Here is a 21,867-nt window from a genome sequence, read left to right as displayed (position 1 = left end):
TATCAACTTCTGGCGTTGATTTTTGGCACGCTGTTGAGTTCTCAAGGAACGGACGCTTCCTTTGTACTCACCCTCTCGGGCTTTCCTCCGGGCTTCGTTTTGTTCTGTTCTTGCGTTTCCGACTCTATCAGACTCTTTCGGGCCCGATTTCCTCGGCGCTTTCCAGGTCCTTCGCTTTCGCGCTTTCCCTTTCCGGCGGTTCCGACTCTATCAGACCCTTTCGGGCCTGACTCCCAGTCAGCGGGATGGGCTTTCCGGGCTGTTGGGCCCTTCCGGCGAGTGAGACAGTAGCGGATTCCCTGCCCCCGAAGCCAATCGGCGGCTGCGTCCTGGAACGCGGATTCCTCATTCGCAAATACGCATGAAAACGAGACGACAGGATGCGTCGGTACGTTCGAATGTGTAGGTGCGGGATGGCTGTCCGGGGACCGACCGGGGTCGGCGCTCACTTCGGACAACTCGAAGAACCTTACGGACCGGGTACGTACGTGTCAACCCCCGGCAGACCTGGGGGAAACCTCCCCTCCTCCTCGCCCGCCCCGGGCTACGCTGGTTCCCATGACTACGCATGCGCTCACGCTCAGCCTGCGCTGGTGGGCCGCCTGACGGCGGCCGACCATCCACACGAGCACGCATGCGCTCACGGCCGCCGCTTCGGCGGCCGTTTTCGTTTCCTCCCCTCCCGGGAGTGGGGCGGCCGCCCGGAACGGCGGCCCCGACACCACGCACTGAGGGAGAGCGGGACATGACGAGGATCTTCAGCGGCGTCAAGCCGACCGGGCACCTGACACTGGGGAACTACCTGGGGGCCGTGCGGCAGTGGGTCGCCGCCGACCGGGAGCCGGACGAGGCGCTGTTCTGCGTCGTCGACCTGCACGCGCTGACCGTCGAGCACGATCCCGCGCGGGTGCGGCGGCTCAGCCGGCAGGCCGCGACGCTGCTGCTCGCCGCCGGGCTGGATCCGCAGCGGTGCACCCTCTACGTACAGAGCCACGTCGACGAGCACACGCGGCTGGCGTACCTGCTGGAGTGCACCGCCACCGACGGGGAACTGCGCAGGATGATCCAGTACCGGGAGAAGGCCACGAGCGCGCAGGCCGCGGGGGACGGCGTACGGCTGTCGCTGCTGACGTATCCCGTGCTGATGGCGGCGGACATCCTGGCGTACCGGACGGACGAGGTGCCGGTGGGTGAGGACCAGCGGCAGCACGTGGAGCTGGCCCGGGACCTGGCGGTGCGGTTCAACCAGCGGTACGGGCACACCTTCACCGTGCCCAGGGCGACGCTCCCGGCCGTGGCGGCCCGGGTCATGGACCTCCAGGACCCGACGTCGAAGATGGGGAAGTCGCACGAGAACGGGGCGGGGATCGTCTACCTGCTCGACGAGCCCGAGGTGGTGCGCCGCAAGGTGATGCGGGCCGTGACCGACAGCGGGGACGGCGGGGTCGTCTACGACCGTGCGGCGCGGCCGGGGGTGGCGAACCTGCTGGACGTCCTGGCGGCCTGTACGGGCCGGGAGCCGCAGGAGCTCGCCGGGGAGTACGCGCGGTACGGGCCGCTGAAGCGGGACGTCGCCGAGGCCGTGATCGAGCTGCTGCGGCCGCTGCGGGAGCGGCACGCCCTGCTGTCGGCGGATCCCGGGGAGGTGGACCGGGTGCTGCGCGAGGGCGCCGGGCGGGCCCGGGCCCTGGCGCGGCCGGTGGTGGACCGGGCGTACGGGGCGATCGGGCTGCTGGCGCCCACGTACGCGTAGGTCCTGCGGACTGCGCTCCGTACGTCAGCTGTTGCCGGAGGCGAGTTCGCGGCTGCGGTCGCGGGCCGCCTCCAGGGCGGCGATCAGGGCCGCCCGGACGCCGTGCTTCTCCAGCTCGACGATGGCGTTGATCGTCGTACCGGCCGGGGAGGTGACGGCTTCGCGGAGCTTGACCGGGTGCTCCCCGCTGTCGCGGAGCATCACGGCGGCGCCGATGGCGGCCTGGACGATGAGGTCGTGGGCCTGGGCGCGGGGCAGGCCGAGGAGGATGCCCGCGTCGGTCATGGCCTCGACGAGGAAGTAGAAGTAGGCGGGCCCGGAGCCGGAGAGGGCGGTGGCCGCGTCCTGCTGGGATTCGGGGACGCGCAGGGTCTTGCCGACGCCGCCGAAGATCTCCTCGGTGTGCTGGAGGTGGGCGGCGGTGGCGTGGCTGCCGGCGGAGATGACGGACATCGCCTCGTCGACGAGGGCGGGGGTGTTCGTCATGACGCGGACGACCGGGGTGCCGGGGGCGAGCCGCTCCTCGAAGAAGGAGGTGGGGACGCCGGCGGCGCCGCTGATGACCAGGCGGTCGGCGGGGACGTGCGGGGCGAGCTCTTCGAGGAGCTTGCCCATGTCCTGGGGCTTGACGGTGAGGATCAGGATGTCGGCGCGCTTGGCGGCCTCGGCGTTGCTGACGGCCTCGACGCCGTAGCGGGTACGGAGCTCCTCGGCGCGTTCGGGGCGGCGGGCGGTGACGAGCAGGTGGGCCGCCGGCCGGCCGCCGCGGATCATCCCGCTGAGCAGGGCCTCGCCGATCTTGCCGGTACCGAGGACTGCGACTGTCTGGGTCATGCCGGGTTCACCTCGCCGAACGGACGTCAGGAGCACGTACCCACTCATCCTTGCACCCGGGGCCCGGCGGGCGGGGCGGGTGTCCGGTCCGTGGGCGGCCTACGGGGTGCGGCGGCGGAGGGTGGCGGCGCCGAGGGCGAGGACGAGGAGGGCGCAGGCGGCGACGACGACGGCGTCGCGGGCGAAGTCGGCGGTCATGTCGGTGTGGGTGAGGACCTGGGTCATGCCGTCGACGGCGTAGGACATCGGCAGGACGTCGGAGAGGCCCGAGAGGACCGGCTGCATGGTGTCGCGGGGCGCGAAGAGGCCGCACAGGAGCAGCTGCGGGAAGATCACGGCCGGCATGAACTGGACGGCCTGGAACTCGGACGCGGCGAAGGCGGAGACGAAGAGTCCGAGGGCGGTGCCGAGGAGGGCGTCGAGGAGGGCCACGAGGAGGAGCAGCCAGGGGGAGCCGACGACGTCGAGGCCGAGGACCCACAGGGCGAGGCCGGTGGCGAGGAGGGACTGGACGACGGCGACGGCCCCGAAGGCGAGGGCGTAGCCCGCGATGAGGTCGCCCTTGCCGAGCGGCATGGCCAGGAGGCGCTCCAGGGTGCCGGAGGTGCGTTCGCGCAGGGTGGCGATGGAGGTGACGAGGAACATCGTGATGAGGGGGAAGATCCCGAGGAGGGACGCGCCGATGCCGTCGAAGGTGCGCGGGCTGCCGTCGAAGACGTAGCGGAGCAGGATCAGCATCAGGACGGGGACCAGCAGCATCAGGGCGATGGAGCGCGGGTCGTGGCGGAGCTGGCGCAGGACGCGGGCGGCGGTGGCGGTGGTGCGGGCCGTGTTCATCGGTTCTGCTCCTGGGCTGCGAGGGCGTTCGCTTCGTCGACGAGGCGCAGGAAGCCCTCCTCGACGGTGGTGGCGTGGGTGCGGGTGCGCAGGGCGTCGGGGGTGTCCTGGGCGAGGATGCGGCCCTCGCGCATGAGGAGCAGGTCGTGGCAGCGCTCGGCTTCGTCCATGACGTGGGAGGAGACGAGGATCGTGGCGCTGCGGGTGGCGGTGATGTCGTGGAAGAGGTTCCACAGGTCGCGGCGCAGGACGGGGTCGAGGCCGACGGTGGGTTCGTCGAGGACGAGGAGTTCGGGGGCGCCGAGCAGGGCGACGGCGAGGGAGACGCGGCTGCGCTGGCCGCCGGAGAGGTTGCCGGCGAGGGCGTCGGCGCGGGTGGTGAGGTCGACGTCGGTGATGGCGCGGGTGACGGTCTCGCGGCGGCGTTCGGCGGCGGCGCGGCCGGGGTCGAGGACGGCGGCGAAGTAGTCGAGGTTCTGCCGGACGGTGAGGTCGTCGTAGACGGAGGGCGCCTGGGTGACGTAGCCGACGCGGGAGCGCAGGCGGGGGTGGCCGGCGGGGTGGCCGAGGACGTCGAGGGTGCCGGTGACGTGGGCCTGGGTGCCGACGACGGCGCGCATGAGGGTGGACTTGCCGCAGCCGGAGGGGCCGAGGAGGCCGGTGATGCGGCCGCGGGGGACGTCGAAGGCGAGGTCGTCGAGGACGGTGCGGGGGGTGCGGCCGGTGCCGCGGCGGACGGTGAGGCCGTGGGCGTGGACGGCGGGTGGGGCCGACGCCTCCCGCTGGTTATTCATCATGTGATGAATAATGCTCCCGGCGATGCCGGGACGTCAATCGGTGCGGGGTCGGAGGAATCGGTGCGGGGCCGTCGGAGTCGGTGCGGGTCGCCGGAGTCGGTGCGGGGCCGTCGGAGTCGGTGCGGCCGGGGGCCCCGCGCGGTTACTTCTTGCGCTTGGGGCGGCGGGCGGCCGGGTTGCCCGTACGGGTGCTGCGGCGGCGGGCCGCCTCGGTCACGGCGCGCTCGTACTCGGCGCGGCGGAGCTTCTCGCCCGGGGCCTCGACGAGGCAGCGCAGGAAGTACGCGATGAGGGAGCCGATGAAACCGATCGCCTTCAGGCCCTTGAGGGCGGCCTCGTCGGAGGAGGGCGCGGGGCGGCGGCCGAAGGACTCCCAGGTCTTGGCGAAGGCGATGGAGCTGGCGATCGCGAAGAGCACCACGACGGAGATGCTGAGGAACGGGCCGACGTTGCCGATCTCCAGGCCCTCGTACGCGAGGCGCAGCAGGTACGCGGCGGCGACGGCGCCGATCAGCGAGCCGGCGGCGGCGCCGGCCCGGCGCAGGGCGTAGCCGTTGTCGTGCTCGACCCAGCTCGTGCCGAAGAACCGGATCGGCTCGGGCCGTGGGCCCGCCGCGGGCTCGGTCGCGGGGGCGCCGGGGAGGCTCTGGTCTCGCTGCTGGTCGTCGCTCACACCGGCGATTATCCCTCGTGGCGGCGCGCCGGCCCGGGGTGTCTCACGTGGCAGAACGGTGAGGGCCGCACGTCCCGGCCGGGCGGTCTCCGGAGAGGCCGCCCGGGGCGGGGCCGGGCCGGCTCAGCCGCAGCGGGGAGCGACGTAGCCGTCGCTGCCCGTCTTCACGTAGGCGTCGGAGACGAACTCTCCGTTGCCGATGCAGTCCCAGACGTTCGTCGTGCCGTACGGGCCGCTGACGGTGGTGCCGGGGCACTGGCAGCGCACCGAGACGACCGCGCCGACCGGCAGCGTGTCGACGATGGAGTACCCCGTCCCGGGGCCGCTGCGGACGTTGACGCTGTAGCCGGGCGCGACCGGGAACCGCTGGAAGCCGGACTCGGCCGCCAGGCTCTGGACTTGGCCGGATTCGTTCTCGACGGACATGTGAATTCTCCCCCCATGGGTGTTGCGCTGCGCAACGCGCGCAGGGTAGCAAGCCCTTGGATGTTCCCACGGGCCATCGACTAGGCTCCGGCGGGGGTGGTGAGCGGTGCAGTCGCTGCGTGCGGACTACGCGGGGTTCCCGGAATACGCCGGGCGGTACCGGCTGGAATCCGTGCTCGGCTCCGGCGGCATGGGCGTCGTCCATCTGGCCGCCTCCAGCTCCGGGCTGAAACTCGCCGTCAAGGTCGTGCACGCGCAGCACGCGGTGGACCCCGAGTTCCGGGCGCGGTTCCGCCAGGAGGTCGCGGCCGCGCGGCGGGTGAGCGGGGCGTTCACCGCGCCCGTCGTGGACGCCGACCCGGATGCCGAACGGCCCTGGATGGCCACCCTGTTCGTCGACGCGCCGACGCTGTCCGAGCGGGTGCGCGAGCGCGTGCTGGACGCCGGCGAGCTGACCCGGCTCGCCGCCGGGCTGGCGGAGGCCCTGCGGGACATCCACCGCGCGGGGGTCGTGCACCGGGACCTGAAGCCCAGCAACGTGCTGATGGCCCCGGACGGGGTGCGGGTCATCGACTTCGGCATCTCGCGCCCGGCCGACAGCGACCTGCGCACCGAGACCGGCAAGCTGATCGGGACGCCGCCGTTCATGGCGCCGGAGCAGTTCCAGTCGCCCCGCGAGGTCGGGACGGCCGCCGACGTCTTCGCGCTGGGCGCGGTGCTGGTGCACGCGGCGACCGGGCGCGGGCCCTTCGACTCCGACAGCCACTACCTCGTCGCGTACCAGGTGGTGCACAGCGAGCCCGATCTGACGGGGCTGCCCGCGCGGCTCGTGCCGGTGGTGGCCCGCTGCCTGGCGAAGGATCCGGCGGAGCGGCCGACCGCCGACGCGCTGATCGCCGAGATCCGGACCGTGACCTGCCGTACGGCCGAGGACACGCAGGCCTTCATACCGCAGCCGCGGCGGCCCGTCCCCGCCGAGGAGCCCACCCACCGGCGCGACGGGATCGCCGTGGCCGCCCCGCAGGCCGCCGCCCCACCGCCCGCCGGGCCGTCGGCGCAGGCTCCCGTACGGGGGCGGCGCGCAAGACGGCTCGCCGTCGCGGCGGCCGTGGCGGTGCTGCTGACGGGGACGGCGCTGGGCGGGTACCTCCGCTTCGGCACGCCGCGGGAGCCGTCCCCGGCGGGGGCCCCGGCGGCGGCGCAGCGGGCCTTCGCCCCGTGGGAGGTGACGCTGGCGAAGCCGGACAGCCCGGGGCCGGGGCCCGCCTGCTCGTGGCAGGCCGGGGGCCTGTTCTGCCGGGCCCCGGGGGTGGCCGCCGCCCGGCTGGACCCGGCGACCGGCGCGGTGCTGTGGTCCGCGCCGGCCGCCGGCGCGGAGCAGCGCGGGGACCGGGACGGGGCTCCGCTGTACGCGGGCGGCCTGGTCCTCAGCGTGGCCTCCGGCAGCGGCGCGCTCCAGGCGCTGGATCCGGGTTCGGGGGCCGCGCGCTGGAAGCGGAGCCTGCCGGGCGGGGCCCGGGTGATCGTGGCCGGCGGCTCGGTGCTGCTCGTCGGCGCGGACGGCGGCGTCAGCGCCGTGGACCCGGCCGACGGCAGGTCCCTGTGGACGAAGCAGATCGGCAGGGCGGGCTCGGTGTGGTGGGGCGGCCCGGCGGACGCGCGGCCGGCGGTGCTGTACCTGGCGACGTCGGGGACCGGCACGGCCTCGACCCAGCTGGCCGCCGTGGACCCGCGGACGGGTGCGGAGGACTGGCGGGTCCAGGCCGAGGGGCGGCTGCGGCCCGTGGGGACGGCGCACGGGGCGCTGCACCTGCTGGACAAGGACGCGGAGTCCAAGACGACCGAGGTCGTCCGCGTGGACCTGACGACCCGGGCCGTGGTCCGCACCCGGCTGGCGTCCCCGCTCTTCGACGCGCAGGCGGCGGTGGGGCCCGACGGGACCGTGTACGCGGTCGGTACGTCGGGCGGGCTGGCGGCCGTCGGGGCGGCCCGGGAGAGCTGGCGGCTGGAGACGGGTACGGCCCTGTCCTCGCAGCCCGTCGTCGGCGACGGCCGGGTGTTCCTCAGCGCGGCGGACGGCCGGCTGCTGGCCGTCGACGCGGCCGCCGGGCGGCTGGCCGGGCAGACCAGGCCCCGGATGGGCACCGGGCACGACACCTTCAGCGCGACCCTGCCCGCGCCCGTCGTCGCCGACGGCCGGGTGTACGGGTCCGCGCCCGACGGGAGCGTGTTCGCCGTCGGGACGCGGGACCCCGCCGGGTGGTGAGGCCCGGCGGGGCGGGGGAGGTACGGGTCAGCCCAGGCGGCTGACGTCGCGGACCGCGCCCTTGTCGGCGCTGGTCGCCATCGCCGCGTAGGCGCGCAGGGCCGCGGAGACCTTGCGCTCGCGGTTCTTCGGCGCGTAGACGCCGCCGAGGGCCTCGTGCCGGGCGGCGACGGTGGCCTCGTCGACGAGGAGCTCGATGGAGCGGTTCGGGATGTCGATGCGGATCCGGTCGCCGTCCTCGACGATCGCGATGTCGCCGCCCGAGGCCGCCTCGGGGGAGGCGTGGCCGATGGACAGGCCCGAGGTGCCGCCGGAGAAGCGGCCGTCCGTCACCAGGGCGCAGACCTTGCCGAGGCCGCGGCCCTTGAGGAAGGAGGTCGGGTAGAGCATCTCCTGCATGCCGGGGCCGCCGCGCGGGCCCTCGTAGCGGATGACGACGACGTCGCCCGCCTTGATCTCCTTGCGGAGGATCTTGTCGACGGCCTCGTCCTGCGACTCGCAGACGACGGCCGGGCCCTCGAAGGTCCAGATCGACTCGTCGACGCCGGCCGTCTTGACGACGCAGCCGTCGGCCGCGATGTTGCCGCGCAGGACGGCGAGGCCGCCGTCCTTGGAGTACGCGTGCTGCACCGAGCGGATGCAGCCGCCCTCGGCGTCGAGGTCCAGGGTCTCCCAGCGCTCGGACTGCGAGAAGGCGGTGGCGGAGCGCTTGCAGCCGGGGGCCGCGTGCCACAGCTCCATGGCCGTGTCGGTGGCCGTGCCGGAGCGGGCGTCCCACTTCGCCAGCCAGTCCTCCAGGCCGTCGGAGTGGACCGTGTTGACGTCCTTGTTGAGGAGGCCGCCGCGGTGCAGCTCGCCGAGGATGGCGGGGATGCCGCCGGCGCGGTGGATGTCCTCCATGTAGTACGTGCCGCCGGGCGCCACGTTCGGCGCGACCTTGGACAGGCACGGGACGCGGCGCGAGACGGCGTCGATGTCGGTGAGGTCGTACTCCAGGCCCGCCTCCTGCGCCGCCGCGAGGAGGTGCAGGATCGTGTTCGTGGAGCCGCCCATCGCGATGTCGAGGGCCATGGCGTTCTCGAAGGCCTCGCGGGTGGCGATGTTGCGGGGCAGGACGGACGCGTCGCCGTCCTCGTAGTAGCGCTTGGTGATCTCCACGACCGTGCGGCCGGCGTCCTCGTACAGGGCGCGGCGGGCGGTGTGCGTGGCGAGGACCGAGCCGTTGCCGGGGAGGGCCAGGCCGATGGCCTCGGCGAGGCAGTTCATCGAGTTGGCGGTGAACATGCCGCTACAGGAGCCGCAGGTGGGACAGGCGTTCTCCTCGATGCGCAGGACGTCCTCGTCGGAGACGTTCTCGTTCGAGGCGTCGACCATGGCGTCGATCAGGTCGAGCTTGCGGACGGTGCCGTCGACGAGGGTGGCCTGGCCGGCCTCCATCGGGCCGCCGGAGACGAAGACGACCGGGATGTTGAGGCGCAGGGCGGCCATCAGCATGCCGGGGGTGATCTTGTCGCAGTTGGAGATGCAGATCAGGGCGTCGGCGCAGTGCGCCTCGACCATGTACTCCACGCTGTCCGCGATGAGGTCGCGGGAGGGCAGGGAGTAGAGCATGCCGGCGTGGCCCATGGCGATGCCGTCGTCGACCGCGATGGTGTTGAACTCGCGGGGGATCGCGCCCGCGGCGCGGATCGCGTCCGAGACGATGCGGCCGACCGGCGCCAGGTGGGTGTGGCCCGGGACGAACTCGGTGAACGAGTTGGCGACCGCGATGATCGGCTTGCCGATGTCCTCGCTCGCTACGCCCGACGCGCGCATCAGCGCACGAGCGCCTGCCATGTTGCGGCCGTGGGTGACGGTGCGGGACCTCAGCTCGGGCATGCGTTCACTCCCCATGAGTGCGGCTGTACGGTCAGCCGCGACTGCGGATATGGCTCGGTTACGAGGCTACGCCCACCGCCCGCGATCCGGACAGGTCGTCCGGATGCCGGGACGGCGGGCTCATTCTTCGGTCAGGTAGCGCTGGAGCGCGGGCGCCACGAGGGCGATGATCCGCTCCGGGTCCGCGGACGCCATGGGCTCCACCTGGACGACGTAGCGCAGCATCGCGATGCCGATCATGTGCGAGGCGGCCAGTTCGGCCCGGAAGGTCGGGTCGGGTACGTCGAGGTCGGCGGCGACCCGCTCCAGCACCCGGCGCAGGATCAGGCCGCGCAGCACCTTCGCCGCGGCCTCGTGGGTGAGGGCGGAGCGCATGACGGCGAGCAGCGGGGCCCGGGTGAGGGGGTTCTCCCAGATGCCGAGGAAGTAGCGGGCCAGGCGCTCCCCGATGCCGTCGGGACCCTCGCCGATGATCGCCGGGACCACCAGGGCGGGCTCCATGCTCACCTCGATGGCGGCGGCGAAGAGGTCGTCCTTGCTCCCGAAGTAGTGGTGCACCAGGGCCGGGTCCACGCCGGCGACCTTCGCGATGCCGCGTACGGAGGTCTTGTCGTAGCCGCGTTCGGCGAAGACCTCGCGGGCGGCGAGACGGATCCGCTCCTGGGTGCCGGGGCCGTCGTCGGCCTCGTCCTGGCGGGGGCGGCCGGGACCGCGGCGCCGCTTGACGGGGCCGGCGGGGCCGGTGGGTTCTGCGGGTCCGGTGGGGTCTGCGGGGTCCGCGGGGTCCGTCATGGCCGCCGCCGGGCCGGCTTCGCCAGGTGGAGGCGGGTGAAGGCCAGCGCCTCGGCGAGGTCGGCCTCGCGCTCGGCGGCGGACATGGCCCGGCGGGTGTTGACCTCGATGACGACGTGCCCGTCGAAGGAGGACCGGGCGAGCCCGCCCAGCAGCTCGGCACAGGGCTGGGTGCCGCGGCCGGGGACGAGGTGCTCGTCCTTCGCCGAGCCGTTCCCGTCGGCGAGGTGGACGTGGGCCAGCCGGTCGCCCATCCGGTCGATCATCGCGCCGGCGTCCGTGCGGGCGGTCGCGGTGTGCGACAGGTCGAGGGTGAAGTGCCGGTAGTCGTCCTTCGTGACGTCCCACTCGGGTGCGTAGGCGAGCATCTCGCGGTCGCGGTAGCGCCAGGGGTACATGTTCTCGACGGCGAACCGGACGTCGGTCTCGTCGGCCATCCGCCAGATCCCGGAGACGAAGTCCCGCGCGTACTGGCGCTGCCAGCGGAACGGCGGGTGGACGACGACCGTGCCGGCGCCGAGCTTCTCGGCCGCGGTCTGGGCCCGCTGGAGCTTGGTCCAGGGGTCGGTGGACCAGACGCGCTGGGTGATGAGGAGGCAGGGGGCGTGGATGGCCAGGATCGGCACGCCGTGGTGGTCCGACAGGCGGCGCAGGGCGTCGACGTCCTGACTGACCGGGTCCGTCCAGACCATGACCTCGACGCCGTCGTAGCCGAGGCGGGCGGCGATCTCGAAGGCGGTCGCCGTGGACTCCGGGTAGACGGAGGCGGTGGAGAGGGCGACTTTCGGGGCGGTGGTGGTCGGGGGACGGACTGGTTCTGCCACGGGGACAGGTTACGGGGCACCCGCCCCGCCGGGGCGGCCCGGCCCCCGAACCCGTCTCCATGCCGGTGCCACGCCCGCCGGACACCCGCTTGCGGGCTCCGCTAGGGCAGGTGGTCCAGGCGGCGGAGGATCACGCCTTCGCGCAGCGCCCACGGGCAGATCTCCAGTTCCTCCACGCCGAAGAGGTCCATCGTGGCCTCGGCCACCAGGGCGCCCGCCAGCAGCTGCGCGGCCCGGCCCTCGGAGACGCCGGGGAGGGCGCCGCGTTCGGCGATGGTCATGTCCGCGAGGCGCGGGACCCACTCCGCCAGGGATTTGCGGGTCAGGTCGCGCTGCACGTACAGGCCGTCCGCCTCCCGGGCCGCGCCCCCGATCCGGGCGAGCTGCTTGAAGGTCTTGGAGGTGGCCACCACGTGGTCCGGCGCCCCGAACCGGCTGAACTCGCCGACCGTCCGGGCGATCTGGGTCCGCACGTGCCGCCGCAGGGCCTTCACGTCCGCCGGGTCCGGGGGGTCGCCCGGGAGCCAGCCCGAGGTGAGGCGGCCCGCGCCGAGCGGGAGGGACACGGCCTTGTCCGGCTCCTCGTCGATCCCGTACGCGATCTCCAGCGAGCCGCCGCCGATGTCGAGGACCAGCAGCTTGCCCGCCGACCAGCCGAACCAGCGGCGGACCGCGAGGAACGTCAGCCGGGCCTCGTCCTGCCCGCTGAGCACGGGCAGCTCCAGCCCGGTCTCGGCCTTGACCCGGGCCAGGACCTCGTCGGCGTTGGTGGCCTCGCGCACCGCGCTCGTCGCGAAGGGCAGCAGGTCCTCGCAGCCCTTGTCCTCGGCGGCCTGCACGGCCCCGCCGATCACCGAGACGAGCCGCTCGACGCCCTCGGGGGTGACGGCGCCGCGCTCGTCGAGCAGCTGCGCGAGGCGCAGTTGCACCTTGTGCGAGTGCGCGGGCAGCGGTCGCGCGCCGGGGTGCGCGTCCACCACCAGCAGATGCACCGTGTTCGAACCCACATCGAGGACACCGAGTCTCATGCGGGAAACGCTACTGGGCGCAACGCGCGGGGGTGACCCAAGGGGCCCTTAGGCTGGGGAATGTGCCAAATACGAAGAAGGCCAACAAGACCCGGTCGAAGAAGGACAAGGGCAAGGAGCCGGACGAGAAGGGGCTCGACTTCCCCCGCGCCTGGGTGGAATTCCCCGACCCCGCCGACGAGGAACAGGTCTTCCGCTGTGACCTGACCTGGCTGACCTCCCGCTGGACCTGCATCTTCGGCAGCGGCTGCCAGGGCATCCAGGCCGGCCGGGCGGACGACGGCTGCTGCACGCTCGGCGCGCACTTCTCCGACGAGGACGACGAGAAGCGGGTCGCCGAGCACGTGGCGCGGCTGACGCCCGAGCTGTGGCAGTTCCACGACGAGGGCAGCGAGTCCGGGTGGACGCAGTTCGACGACGACGGGGAGAAGCAGACCCGTCGCTGGGACGGGGCCTGCATCTTCCTGAACCGGCCCGGCTTCCCGGCCGGGGCCGGCTGTTCGCTGCACATCCTGGCCCTCAAGGGGGGCCAGGAGCCGCTGGAGACCAAGCCGGACGTGTGCTGGCAGCTGCCGATCCGGCGTACGTACGACTGGATCGAGCGCCCCGACGACACGCGGGTGCTCCAGGTGTCGATCGGCGAGTACGACCGGCGGGGCTGGGGGCCGGGCGGCCACGACCTGCACTGGTGGTGCACGTCGGCGACCTCCGCGCACGGGGCCGGGCAGCCGGTGTACGTGTCGTACCGGGCCGAGCTGACGGAGCTGATGGGCAGGGAGGGGTACGAGGCGCTGGTGGCACTGTGCGAGGCGCGGCTGTCCTCCCTGCTGCCGATGGCCCCGCACCCGGCGGACCCCGCCTAGCGGGCCCGGGGAACGCGGGCGCGGCCTCCTAGGGCGTCGGCGGGGCCGGGTCCGGGGTAACCGTTCCTCCTGAGGAGGGCTCCGGGGACGGCGGGTCCGTCGGGGCCGGGGTCGCGGTGGGCGTGGGGGTCGGGGTCGGGGTCGGCGTGGGCGTCGGTGTGGGAGTCGGCGGCGGCGTGGGGTCCGGCGTCGGGTCGGGCGGTGTGGGCGTCGGGGTCGGGGTGGGCTGCGGGGGGTCCGGGACGGGGGCCGGGCGGCCGCGCCCCTGGATGGAGATCACCGCGCCCGCCGGGTCCACGCCGACCCGGGCGCTCCAGGCGCCGACGGGCTGCGCGAGGGTGTCCACCGTGATGCGCAGGGTGACCGATTCTCCGGGCGCCAGCCTCCCGGCGGTCTGGCTCGCGCGCAGCCAGGGCGCGTCCGACCAGAGCCGCCAGTCGACGGGGGCGCCGCCGGAGGCGGTGAGGGTGAGCAGGGTGGTGCCGCCGTGGGTGGTGGCGGCGACCGTGAGGTGGCCGGGGGCGCCGGGGCCGCCCGCTTCCGGGCCGGCGGGGGCGCCCGCGCTGATGACCTCGACGGAGACGTCGGGGACCTCGTCGCCGGGGGCGAAGCCGGGCTCGCCGGTGGTGCGGGCGGTGTTGCCGGTGTTCTCGTACGCGGTCAGGGGGCGTCCCTCGGCGGCGTACGGCGGCGGGATCCGCGATTCGCTGGCGGAGATGCGGGTGCCGTCGCCCCCGACGGGTTCGCCGGTGCTGGGGGCGCCCCGGTACGCCGCCCACAGCGCGAGGACGGGCGCGGCGACGACGGTGGCGACGACGGTGGTGGTCACGGCCCGCGCCCGGAGCCGGTCGCGGCGGGCGGCGCGGTCCCTGGGGTCCATGGGGAAGCCGGTGCGGTCGAAGCGCGGGCCGGGACGGCCACCGCGCCGCCGGCCGGAGCGCAGCATGGCCGCGTGGACGGCGCGGCGCGGGGCGGGGACCAGGGGGAGCGCGGCGTGGACGCCGCCGGTGCCGGGCCAGGGGGAGCCGGCGCCGACGCGTTCGGCGGCGCGGCGGCAGCGCGGGCAGTCGTCGACGTGGCGCACGAGCTCGGCGCGCAGGGTGCTGGACAGCAGCACGTTGCCGTCGCCGCCGTCGCCCTCCTCGCCGGTGAGCCGGGCCACGGCGGGGCAGTTCCCGCTCTCCACGACGGCGAGGGCGGCGCGGGTGCGCTCCACCTCGCAGGCCGCGCCGGACAGCAGCTCGCGCGCGGCGGCGGGCGGGGCGCCGATGACGGCGGCGAGCTCGGTGACGCCGAGGCGGTGGCGAACGGCGAGTTCGAGGGCCTCGCGCTGCTCGGGGGTGGTCCCGGCGGCCTCGGGCCAGGCGAGCCGGGCCAGCTCGGTGCGGCGGTAGGCGCTCACGTCGGGTCCGGGCCCCGTAGACGGCCCGGACGGTTCGGCCGGCCCGGACGTCCCGGAGGGCCCGGACGTCCCGGACGGCGCATGGACGGAGTCCGTGTGCTCCGGCGCGCGCCGGGCGGAATGCGCCCCGAGGCGTGCGCGCCGCCGTTCGGCGAGCCTGCGCAGGCAGGCCCAGCGGGCGAGCGCGTACAGCCAGGCCCGCCGGTCCCCCTCGTCGGGGCACCGGCCCGGATGGCGTTCGGCGACGGCGAGCACGTCTCCGAGCACCTCGGTGGCGGTGTCGTGGTCGCAGAGGACGGACAGGCAGTAGGTGAACAGGCCGTCGAGGTAGGGCTCGTGCCGGGAGGGCGGCGGCTGCTCGTCCGGGGACGCCCGGTGTCCCGCCGGATCCGCGGGGGGCGTGCGCCCGTGCGCCCGGTGTGCGCCGGTGCGCGATGCGGGGTCTGGCTGGTTGCTGCTGTTCACCTGGCGACCGTAGGCGGCACGCCGCTGACGGCCCGGAAGCCTTCAGCAGTTTTAGTCCTTACGGGTGAACAGATCGCCACTGTGCTGACACCGGCCCTGACGGCGGGCACGGGGGGAGACGCGGAGGGAGGCACGCGGGGAGGCGCGGAGGAGGGCCGGGGCCCCGGGGCGGGCCGACGGCGGCCGGCGTTGTCGGTGCGGGCGGCTACCGTGGCCGCATGGCTGCCCGTACATCTCGTTCATCCGCCAAGGACCGGCCGTCCTACCGCTGCTCCGAGTGCGGGTACACGACCGCGAAATGGCTCGGCCGGTGCCCCGAGTGCCAGGCCTGGGGCACCGTGGAGGAGATGGGCGGCGCGCCCGCCGTACGGACCACCGCGGCCGGCCGGGTCTCCGCGCCCGCGCTGCCCATCGGCCAGGTCGACGGCCGCACCGCGACGGCCCGCAGCACCGGTGTCGACGAGCTGGACCGCGTCCTGGGCGGCGGCCTGGTGCCGGGCGCGGTCGTCCTGCTGGCGGGCGAGCCTGGCGTCGGCAAGTCGACGCTGCTGCTCGATGTCGCGGCGAAGGCGGCTTCCGGGGACCACCCCACCCTCTACGTGACCGGCGAGGAGTCGGCGAGCCAGGTGCGGCTGCGGGCCGACCGGATCAACGCCATCGACGACCACCTCTACCTCGCCGCCGAGACCGACCTGTCCGCCGTACTGGGCCACCTCGACGCGGTGAAGCCGTCCCTGCTCGTGCTGGACTCCGTACAGACCATCGCCTCCCCCGAGATCGACGGCGCGCCCGGCGGCATGGCCCAGGTCCGCGAGGTGGCCGGGGCGCTGATCCGCGCCTCCAAGGAGCGGGGCATGGCCACCCTGCTCGTCGGCCACGTCACCAAGGACGGCGCCATCGCGGGCCCCCGCCTGCTGGAGCACCTCGTGGACGTGGTCCTCAGCTTCGAGGGCGACCGGCACGCGCGGCTGCGCCTGGTGCGCGGCGTGAAGAACCGCTACGGCGCCACCGACGAGGTCGGCTGCTTCGAACTGCACGACGAGGGCATCACCGGACTCGCCGACCCGAGCGGGCTGTTCCTGACCCGGCGGGCCGAGGCGGTGCCGGGCACCTGCCTGACCGTGACCCTGGAGGGCAAGCGCCCGCTGGTCGCCGAGGTGCAGGCGCTCACCGTCGACTCGCAGATCCCCTCGCCGCGCCGCACCACCTCCGGCCTGGAGACCTCGCGCGTCTCGATGATGCTGGCGGTGCTGGAGCAGCGCGGCCGGATCACCGCCCTGGGCAAGCGGGACATCTACTCCGCGACCGTGGGCGGCGTGAAGCTCACCGAGCCGGCCGCGGACCTGGCCATCGCGCTGGCCCTGGCCTCCGCCGCCAGCGACGTGCCCCTCCCGAAGAACCTGGTGGCCATCGGCGAGGTCGGCCTGGCGGGCGAGGTCCGGCGGGTGACCGGCGTACAGCGCCGCCTCGCCGAGGCGCACCGGCTCGGCTTCACGCACGCGCTGGTGCCATCGGATCCGGGGAAGGTTCCGGCGGGCATGAAGGTGACCGAGGTCGCGGACGTGGGGGACGCCCTACGGGTCCTGCCGCGCGGGCGCTCGCGCACCCCGGCGAAGGAGCGCGCAGCGGAATAACGGGCTCCGCCGAAGGGGGCCGGGACGGTCCGGCGGCAGGTCAGAGGGCCCCCACGGACCCCCGTACGGGCCCCGGTCCGGGCGATGCGCGCCAAGGCACGGCGGGCGCACAGCCCGCGCCGGTAGACTTTGTGCTGGTCCGCCCGGCTGTACGCAGGCGGCGCAACCCGCGACCGGAGGAGTGCAGTGGCAGCCAAGGACGGGGCAGCAGCATCCGGCAAGTCGGGCGCGAGCTCCAAGCAGGAGGCCATGATGCGCGCCTCACTGAGCGCGGTCGCACCTGGTCAGCCCCTGCGTGACGGTCTGGAGCGGATCGTCCGCGGCAACACCGGCGGGCTCATCGTCCTCGGCATGGACAAGAGCGTCGAGTCGATGTGCACCGGCGGCTTCGTCCTGGACGTGGAGTTCACCGCGACCCGGCTGCGCGAGCTGTGCAAGCTCGACGGGGCGCTCATCCTCGACAAGGACATCACCAAGATCCTGCGGGCCGGCGTACAGCTGGTGCCCGACGCGTCGATCCCGACGGAGGAGACCGGCACCCGGCACCGCACCGCGGACCGCGTCTCGAAGCAGTGCGGCTTCCCGGTGGTGTCCGTCTCCCAGTCGATGCGGCTGATCGCCCTGTACGTGGACGGGGAGCGGCGGGTCCTGGAGGAGTCCGGGGCGATCCTGTCCCGGGCGAACCAGGCGCTGGCCACCCTGGAGCGGTACAAGCTGCGCCTGGACGAGGTCGCGGGGACGCTGTCCGCGCTGGAGATCGAGGACCTGGTCACGGTGCGCGACGTGACGGCGGTCGCCCAGCGGCTGGAAATGGTCCGCCGGATCGCGACGGAAATCGCCGAGTACGTGGTCGAACTGGGCACGGACGGGCGACTGCTGTCGCTCCAGCTGGACGAGCTGACGGTCGGCATCGAGCAGGAACGGGAGCTGGTGGTCCGGGACTACGTTCCGGAACCCACGGCGAAGCGTTCCCGCACGGTGGAGGAGGCGCTGCCGGCGCTGGACGCGCTGACGCATCCGGAACTGCTGGAGCTGGGGATCGTGGCGAAGGCGCTGGGCTACACCGGCTCGCCGGAGACCCTGGACTCGGCGGTGTCGCCGCGCGGGTACCGGCTGCTGGCGAAGGTGCCGAGGCTGCCGGGGGCGATCATCGAGCGGCTCGTCGAGCACTTCGGCGGCCTGCAGAAGCTGCTCGCGGCGAGCGTGGACGACCTCCAGACGGTGGACGGCGTCGGCGAGGCCCGCGCGCGCAGCGTCCGCGAAGGCCTGTCCCGCCTGGCGGAATCGTCCATCCTGGAACGCTACGTCTGACCCTGCGGCCCCGCCCGGCGGGCAGCCGGGCGCTTCGACGGGCGCTCAGTCCTGCTTCAGAACGAAGGAGGTGCGGGCCACCGGCAGACCCGGGGCCTTGACCTCGACCACGTACGTGTCGGGGGCCGGGGTGCCCGCCGGAGGCGTCTGGCACTGGTCCGCCGCACTCGGCCTGCGGTCCCACTCCACCGGCTGCTTGGTCTCCCCCTGCGCCGGCAGCCGGAAGAACGCCTCGGCCGCGCCCGTCGGGCAGTCCGCGGAGGACCACACCGCCTTCGCGCCCTGCGTCTGGAAGATCGTCACCACCGCCTGCTTCGGCCCGAGCCCGAACTTGCAGGTGCTCGCGGAGATGTTGCGGACGATCAGTTCGAGACGGGGCTTCTCGTTCGTCTCGTACTCGTTCTTGACACTCTTGACCTCCCACTGCAACGCGGTCGCCGGGCACGTCGGCAGCGGCGAGTCCGCCGGGACCTGCGCCGATGAGCCGTTCGAGCCCGCCGAGGAGCCGGAGCCGCCCCCCGAACCGGAGCCGGAGCCCGAGCCGCTGCCGCCGCCGGGTTCGCCGTTCTTGCCGGCGCCGCCCCCGCCACCGCCGGAGCCGCCCGCGCCGGTGCCCGAGTCGCCCCGCCCGCCCGGCGCCTGACTGATCGCCGGCCCGGACCCGGAGGGCCCGGGGGTGATCGTGCGCACGGGTCCGGAGCCGTCGCCGCCCTTGCCGTTCGTACTCGACTTCCCCCCGCCGGAAGTGACGGTCCATACGGCGAGCAGCGCCAACAGCGCCGCTACGGACGCCAGAACGGCCCTCCGTCGCCAGTAAATGGAGGAGGGGAGCGGCCCGACCGGATTGCGCAGAGATCCCACGCACCGAACCTTACGAGAACTCCCGCCGCGATCAGTGCGCCCCATGCCGCCCGCGCGGCGGGTTTTGCCGATGATCATCCTGCGGGCCTACGCGCGAGCGCCGGTAACCGGCCAACCGGCTGACACGGACGCGACCTGACGCCCAGTACCGTCAGTGACCATGGACAGCTCCGCCCTCTACCGCACCGTCACCGACTTCGCCCACACCACGCCGCCCTGGGTGCGCGCGGTGTTCGAGGCGTGGACCGAATACGGGCTGCTGCTCTTCGGTCTGCTCTTCATATCCGTCTGGTGGCGGGCGCGCGGGCGGGCCGACCCCCGGGCCATGGCCCTGGCCGTCCTCGCGCCGCTGGCCACCGCGCTCGTCTACGTCGCCTCCGAACTGGTGAAGTCGACCGTCGACGAGGAGCGCCCCTGCCGGGCGGTGGCCGGGGCGCTCCCCCCGCTGGTGCCCTGCCCCCCGTACGGGGACTGGTCCTTCCCCAGCAACCACTCCGCGATAGCCGGCGCGGCCGCCGTCGCGCTGGCGCTCGCCGTGCCCCGGCTGGCGCTGCTCACCGTGCCGGTCGCGCTGCTCATGGCCTTCTCCCGGGTCTTCGTCGGGGTGCACTACCCGCACGACGCGGCCATGGGGCTGCTGCTGGGCGCCTCCCTGGGCACGCTGACCGTGCTGGCGCTCGCCTCCCCGCTGGCCCGGGTGACGGCCGCCGTACGGGCGAGCGGCAACCCCGCGGCCGTCTGGTTCACCGGTCGGGCCCGGGCACGGCAGGGGTGAAACGTGCCAGGATGCCGATTGCCATGACTGCATCTCCCGCATCCGCGTCCGCATCCACCGCCGGCCCCGCCGCCGGCCGCGCCGCCGGTCCTCCGCAGGCCGCCCGCGCGCTGCACTCCCCCGTCATCGCGTGGTTCGACGAGCACGCCCGCGATCTGCCCTGGCGCCGTCCCGAGGCGGGCCCCTGGGGGGTGATGGTCAGCGAGTTCATGCTCCAGCAGACCCCCGTCAGCCGGGTCCTGCCGGTGTACGAGCAGTGGCTCGCCCGCTGGCCCCGCCCCGCCGACCTGGCCGCCGAGGCGCCGGGCGAGGCCGTACGGGCCTGGGGGCGCCTGGGCTACCCGCGCCGGGCGCTGCGCCTGCACGGCGCCGCCGTCGCGATAACGGAACGGCACGGCGGCGACGTACCGCGCGACCACGCGCAGCTGCTGTCGCTGCCGGGGATCGGCGAGTACACGGCCGCCGCGGTGGCCTCCTTCGCGTACGGGCAGCGGCACGCGGTGCTGGACACCAATGTGCGCCGGGTCTTCGCCCGTACCTCCACCGGGGTCGAGTACCCCCCGAACGCGACCACCGCCGCCGAGCGGCGCCTGGCCCGGGAGCTGCTGCCCGAGGACGAGGCGACGGCGGCGCGCTGGGCGGCGGCGTCCATGGAGCTGGGCGCGCTGGTGTGCACGGCCAAGAGCCCGGACTGCGCGCGCTGCCCGGTGGCGGGCCTGTGCGCGTGGCGGCTGGCGGGCAAGCCCGCGCACGACGGGCCGCCGCGGCGCGGTCAGACGTACGCGGGCACGGACCGGCAGGTGCGCGGGAAGCTGCTGGCCGTGCTGCGCGAGGCGGTCGGGCCGGTTCCGCAGTCGGTGCTGGACACCGTCTGGGACGAACCGGTGCAGCGGGCGCGGGCGCTGGACGGGCTGGTGTCCGACGGCCTCGTGGAGCCGCTGGCGCACGGCATGTACCGGCTGCCGCAGACCGCGCGGTCCTGATCGCGGGAGCCTCGTACCCGGCTCGAAGTTGACGACAACATTCCGCTTCGGGCCGGGAAACCGCAGCTCACAGGCACTGTTACACAACCTACGGGTGTCCGTGCGTCCACCGAAGGCTGGTCCGCACAGTGCCGTGACAAGCCGTCCGTACCTTCGGATCCGTAAGCCAGCGGATGAGCGGTTGGTCGGAACGGAGGCGGTCTGAGATGGCGCACGGCGAGGTACTCGAATTCGAAGAGTACGTACGCACCCGGCAGGACGCCCTGCTGCGCAGTGCCCGGCGCCTGGTTCCGGACCCCACCGATGCCCAGGACCTTCTCCAGACCGCCCTCGTGCGCACCTACGGCCGCTGGGAGGGCATCGCCGACAAATCGCTGGCCGACGCCTACCTGCGGCGCGTCATGATCAACACCCGGACCGAGTGGTGGCGGGCCCGCAAGCTCGACGAGGTCCCCACCGAGCAGCTCCCGGACGCCTCCGTCGAGGACGGCTCCGACCAGCGCGCCGACCGCGCCCTGCTCATGGACATCCTCAAGGTGCTCGCGCCCAAGCAGCGCAGTGTGGTGGTCCTGCGACACTGGGAGCAGATGAGCACCGAGGAAACGGCCGCGGCGCTCGGTATGTCGGCGGGAACCGTGAAGAGCACACTCCACCGCGCCCTGGCCCGGCTCCGTCAGGAGCTGGAGAGCCGGGACCTGGACATGCGTGCGCTCGAACGCGGCGACCACACCATCCGGTACGAGGGGCGGGAGCGGTGCGCGGCCTGACGGGCCAAGAACTGAGCGGGAAAAGCTCTCTGGCACTGATGTCGGCGGGGACGGTCGTCCTCGCCGGCACCGTGCTGTTCGCGGCCGGCTGCTCCACCGCGGGCGCCGGGCTCAAGGACGGCGGCCCGGCCCACACCGAGACCGTGGCCCGCAGCAACCCGCCGACCGCCGGCGCGGACACCGGACCGGCCGCCTCCGGCCACTCCCCCGCCGCGTCCACCGGCGGGCAGGTCAAGCGGGTCGACCCGGTGGCGCTCCTCAAGGCGGACCCGAAGGTGAGCGCCGCGGTCAAACGTGACCTCAAGCCCTGCTCCGGCAAGGAGTACCCGATCGACGTGAGCTACGGGAAGGTCACCGGGAACTCCGCCGCCGACATCGTCGTGAACGTGCTGTCCTGCGCGGACGCGATGGGCCGCGGTTCGTACGTGTACCGGGCCGAGGGCGAGAAGTACGAGAACGTCTTCGCGGACGAGCAGCCGCCCGTCTACGCGGAGATCGACCGCGGCGACCTGGTCCTCAACAAGCCCGTGTACGGCAAGAGCGACACGCTCTCCTACCCGTCCGGCGAGGACGTGATCACGTACCGCTGGAACGGTGAACGGTTCGCCGAACAGGACCGCGTGCACACCGATTACAGCAATGTGGTCGACGGCGGCAGCCAGCCCGCCCCGGCCATCTCGCAGAAGAGCTGACGAAGT

At 73.8% G+C, this 21,867-nt stretch carries 20 protein-coding genes; 9 read left to right on the top strand and 11 right to left on the bottom strand.

Translation table 11 applies throughout. The features are described 5' to 3' along the window. Positions 1 to 745: 745 nt before the first annotated feature. On the top strand, positions 746 to 1,753 hold the full coding sequence (trpS, locus tag ACFYYT_RS35270; protein ID WP_351831414.1) for a tryptophan--tRNA ligase: 1,008 nt from the start codon (positions 746 to 748) through the stop codon (positions 1,751 to 1,753). Between the two features lie 24 nt (positions 1,754 to 1,777). On the opposite strand, the gene proC is transcribed toward trpS, so the two are convergent. The 5 genes from proC to ACFYYT_RS35245 form a co-directional block, all read right to left on the bottom strand. After that, complete coding sequence (proC, locus tag ACFYYT_RS35265) at positions 1,778 to 2,587, bottom strand: pyrroline-5-carboxylate reductase (RefSeq protein ID WP_351831411.1); 810 nt, start codon at positions 2,585 to 2,587, stop codon at positions 1,778 to 1,780. A 99-nt stretch (positions 2,588 to 2,686) separates the two neighbouring features. After that, on the bottom strand, positions 2,687 to 3,424 hold the full coding sequence (locus ACFYYT_RS35260) for an ABC transporter permease (protein WP_351831410.1): 738 nt from the start codon (positions 3,422 to 3,424) through the stop codon (positions 2,687 to 2,689). Then, positions 3,421 to 4,221, bottom strand: a complete 801-nt coding sequence (locus tag ACFYYT_RS35255; RefSeq protein WP_351831407.1) for an ABC transporter ATP-binding protein — start codon at positions 4,219 to 4,221, stop codon at positions 3,421 to 3,423. Before ACFYYT_RS35255 ends, ACFYYT_RS35260 begins: the two co-directional genes overlap by 4 nt. Positions 4,222 to 4,363: 142 nt before the next feature. Beyond that, positions 4,364 to 4,894: a hypothetical protein gene (locus ACFYYT_RS35250; RefSeq protein WP_351831404.1), complete on the bottom strand. Its 531-nt coding sequence runs from the start codon at positions 4,892 to 4,894 to the stop codon at positions 4,364 to 4,366. Between the two features lie 123 nt (positions 4,895 to 5,017). Continuing rightward, complete coding sequence (locus ACFYYT_RS35245) at positions 5,018 to 5,320, bottom strand: peptidase (RefSeq protein WP_351831402.1); 303 nt, start codon at positions 5,318 to 5,320, stop codon at positions 5,018 to 5,020. Positions 5,321 to 5,426: 106 nt separating this feature from the next. On the opposite strand from ACFYYT_RS35245, the gene ACFYYT_RS35240 reads away from it, so the two are divergent. Next, the gene (locus tag ACFYYT_RS35240; protein ID WP_388610568.1) at positions 5,427 to 7,586 is read left to right on the top strand and encodes a serine/threonine-protein kinase; all 2,160 of its coding nucleotides are present in this window, start codon (positions 5,427 to 5,429) and stop codon (positions 7,584 to 7,586) included. A 27-nt stretch (positions 7,587 to 7,613) separates the two neighbouring features. Here ACFYYT_RS35240 and ilvD read toward each other — a convergent pair whose 3' ends face one another. The 4 genes from ilvD to ACFYYT_RS35220 form a co-directional block, all read right to left on the bottom strand. After that, positions 7,614 to 9,464 carry a dihydroxy-acid dehydratase gene (ilvD, locus tag ACFYYT_RS35235; protein ID WP_351828769.1) on the bottom strand — a complete coding sequence of 617 codons (1,851 nt, stop codon included), beginning with the start codon at positions 9,462 to 9,464 and terminating at the stop codon, positions 7,614 to 7,616. Positions 9,465 to 9,584: 120 nt separating this feature from the next. Then, positions 9,585 to 10,256: a TetR family transcriptional regulator gene (locus ACFYYT_RS35230; RefSeq protein WP_351828771.1), complete on the bottom strand. Its 672-nt coding sequence runs from the start codon at positions 10,254 to 10,256 to the stop codon at positions 9,585 to 9,587. Next, the gene (locus ACFYYT_RS35225) at positions 10,253 to 11,080 is read right to left on the bottom strand and encodes a sugar phosphate isomerase/epimerase (RefSeq protein ID WP_351828774.1); all 828 of its coding nucleotides are present in this window, start codon (positions 11,078 to 11,080) and stop codon (positions 10,253 to 10,255) included. Before ACFYYT_RS35225 ends, ACFYYT_RS35230 begins: the two co-directional genes overlap by 4 nt. Before the next feature lie 101 nt (positions 11,081 to 11,181). Next, on the bottom strand, positions 11,182 to 12,108 hold the full coding sequence (locus ACFYYT_RS35220) for a Ppx/GppA phosphatase family protein (RefSeq protein ID WP_351828776.1): 927 nt from the start codon (positions 12,106 to 12,108) through the stop codon (positions 11,182 to 11,184). A 62-nt stretch (positions 12,109 to 12,170) separates the two neighbouring features. Between ACFYYT_RS35220 and ACFYYT_RS35215 the strand changes: the two genes are divergently transcribed. Continuing rightward, positions 12,171 to 12,971: a hypothetical protein gene (locus ACFYYT_RS35215; protein WP_351828778.1), complete on the top strand. Its 801-nt coding sequence runs from the start codon at positions 12,171 to 12,173 to the stop codon at positions 12,969 to 12,971. 28 nt (positions 12,972 to 12,999) lie between these two features. On the opposite strand, the gene ACFYYT_RS35210 is transcribed toward ACFYYT_RS35215, so the two are convergent. Beyond that, positions 13,000 to 14,838 (bottom strand): hypothetical protein, encoded by a 1,839-nt coding sequence (locus ACFYYT_RS35210; protein ID WP_351828780.1) that lies wholly within the window; start codon positions 14,836 to 14,838, stop codon positions 13,000 to 13,002. Positions 14,839 to 15,056: 218 nt separating this feature from the next. On the opposite strand from ACFYYT_RS35210, the gene radA reads away from it, so the two are divergent. Further along, complete coding sequence (gene radA / locus ACFYYT_RS35205) at positions 15,057 to 16,472, top strand: DNA repair protein RadA (protein WP_351828781.1); 1,416 nt, start codon at positions 15,057 to 15,059, stop codon at positions 16,470 to 16,472. A gap of 186 nt (positions 16,473 to 16,658) precedes the next feature. Next, the gene (gene disA / locus ACFYYT_RS35200; protein WP_351828784.1) at positions 16,659 to 17,783 is read left to right on the top strand and encodes a DNA integrity scanning diadenylate cyclase DisA; all 1,125 of its coding nucleotides are present in this window, start codon (positions 16,659 to 16,661) and stop codon (positions 17,781 to 17,783) included. Positions 17,784 to 17,828: 45 nt separating this feature from the next. On the opposite strand, the gene ACFYYT_RS35195 is transcribed toward disA, so the two are convergent. Then, positions 17,829 to 18,644 carry a hypothetical protein gene (locus tag ACFYYT_RS35195; protein ID WP_351828786.1) on the bottom strand — a complete coding sequence of 272 codons (816 nt, stop codon included), beginning with the start codon at positions 18,642 to 18,644 and terminating at the stop codon, positions 17,829 to 17,831. 160 nt (positions 18,645 to 18,804) lie between these two features. Between ACFYYT_RS35195 and ACFYYT_RS35190 the strand changes: the two genes are divergently transcribed. The 4 genes from ACFYYT_RS35190 to ACFYYT_RS35175 all read left to right on the top strand — a co-directional run bounded on the left by ACFYYT_RS35190 (position 18,805) and on the right by ACFYYT_RS35175 (position 21,861). Beyond that, positions 18,805 to 19,419: a phosphatase PAP2 family protein gene (locus ACFYYT_RS35190; RefSeq protein ID WP_351828789.1), complete on the top strand. Its 615-nt coding sequence runs from the start codon at positions 18,805 to 18,807 to the stop codon at positions 19,417 to 19,419. 23 nt (positions 19,420 to 19,442) lie between these two features. Next, positions 19,443 to 20,402, top strand: coding sequence for an A/G-specific adenine glycosylase (locus tag ACFYYT_RS35185; RefSeq protein ID WP_351828791.1), 960 nt, complete (start codon positions 19,443 to 19,445; stop codon positions 20,400 to 20,402). A gap of 206 nt (positions 20,403 to 20,608) precedes the next feature. Further along, on the top strand, positions 20,609 to 21,169 hold the full coding sequence (locus ACFYYT_RS35180; protein ID WP_267088344.1) for a SigE family RNA polymerase sigma factor: 561 nt from the start codon (positions 20,609 to 20,611) through the stop codon (positions 21,167 to 21,169). 38 nt (positions 21,170 to 21,207) lie between these two features. Beyond that, positions 21,208 to 21,861, top strand: a complete 654-nt coding sequence (locus ACFYYT_RS35175) for a hypothetical protein (protein WP_351828792.1) — start codon at positions 21,208 to 21,210, stop codon at positions 21,859 to 21,861. Positions 21,862 to 21,867 lie beyond the last annotated feature (6 nt).

This window comes from Streptomyces sp. NPDC002032 (genome assembly GCF_042890765.1).
Taxonomy (GTDB): domain Bacteria; phylum Actinomycetota; class Actinomycetes; order Streptomycetales; family Streptomycetaceae; genus Streptomyces.
The sequence above is the reverse complement of the archived record's forward strand: the minus strand, read 5'-3'. Positions and strand labels throughout refer to the sequence as shown.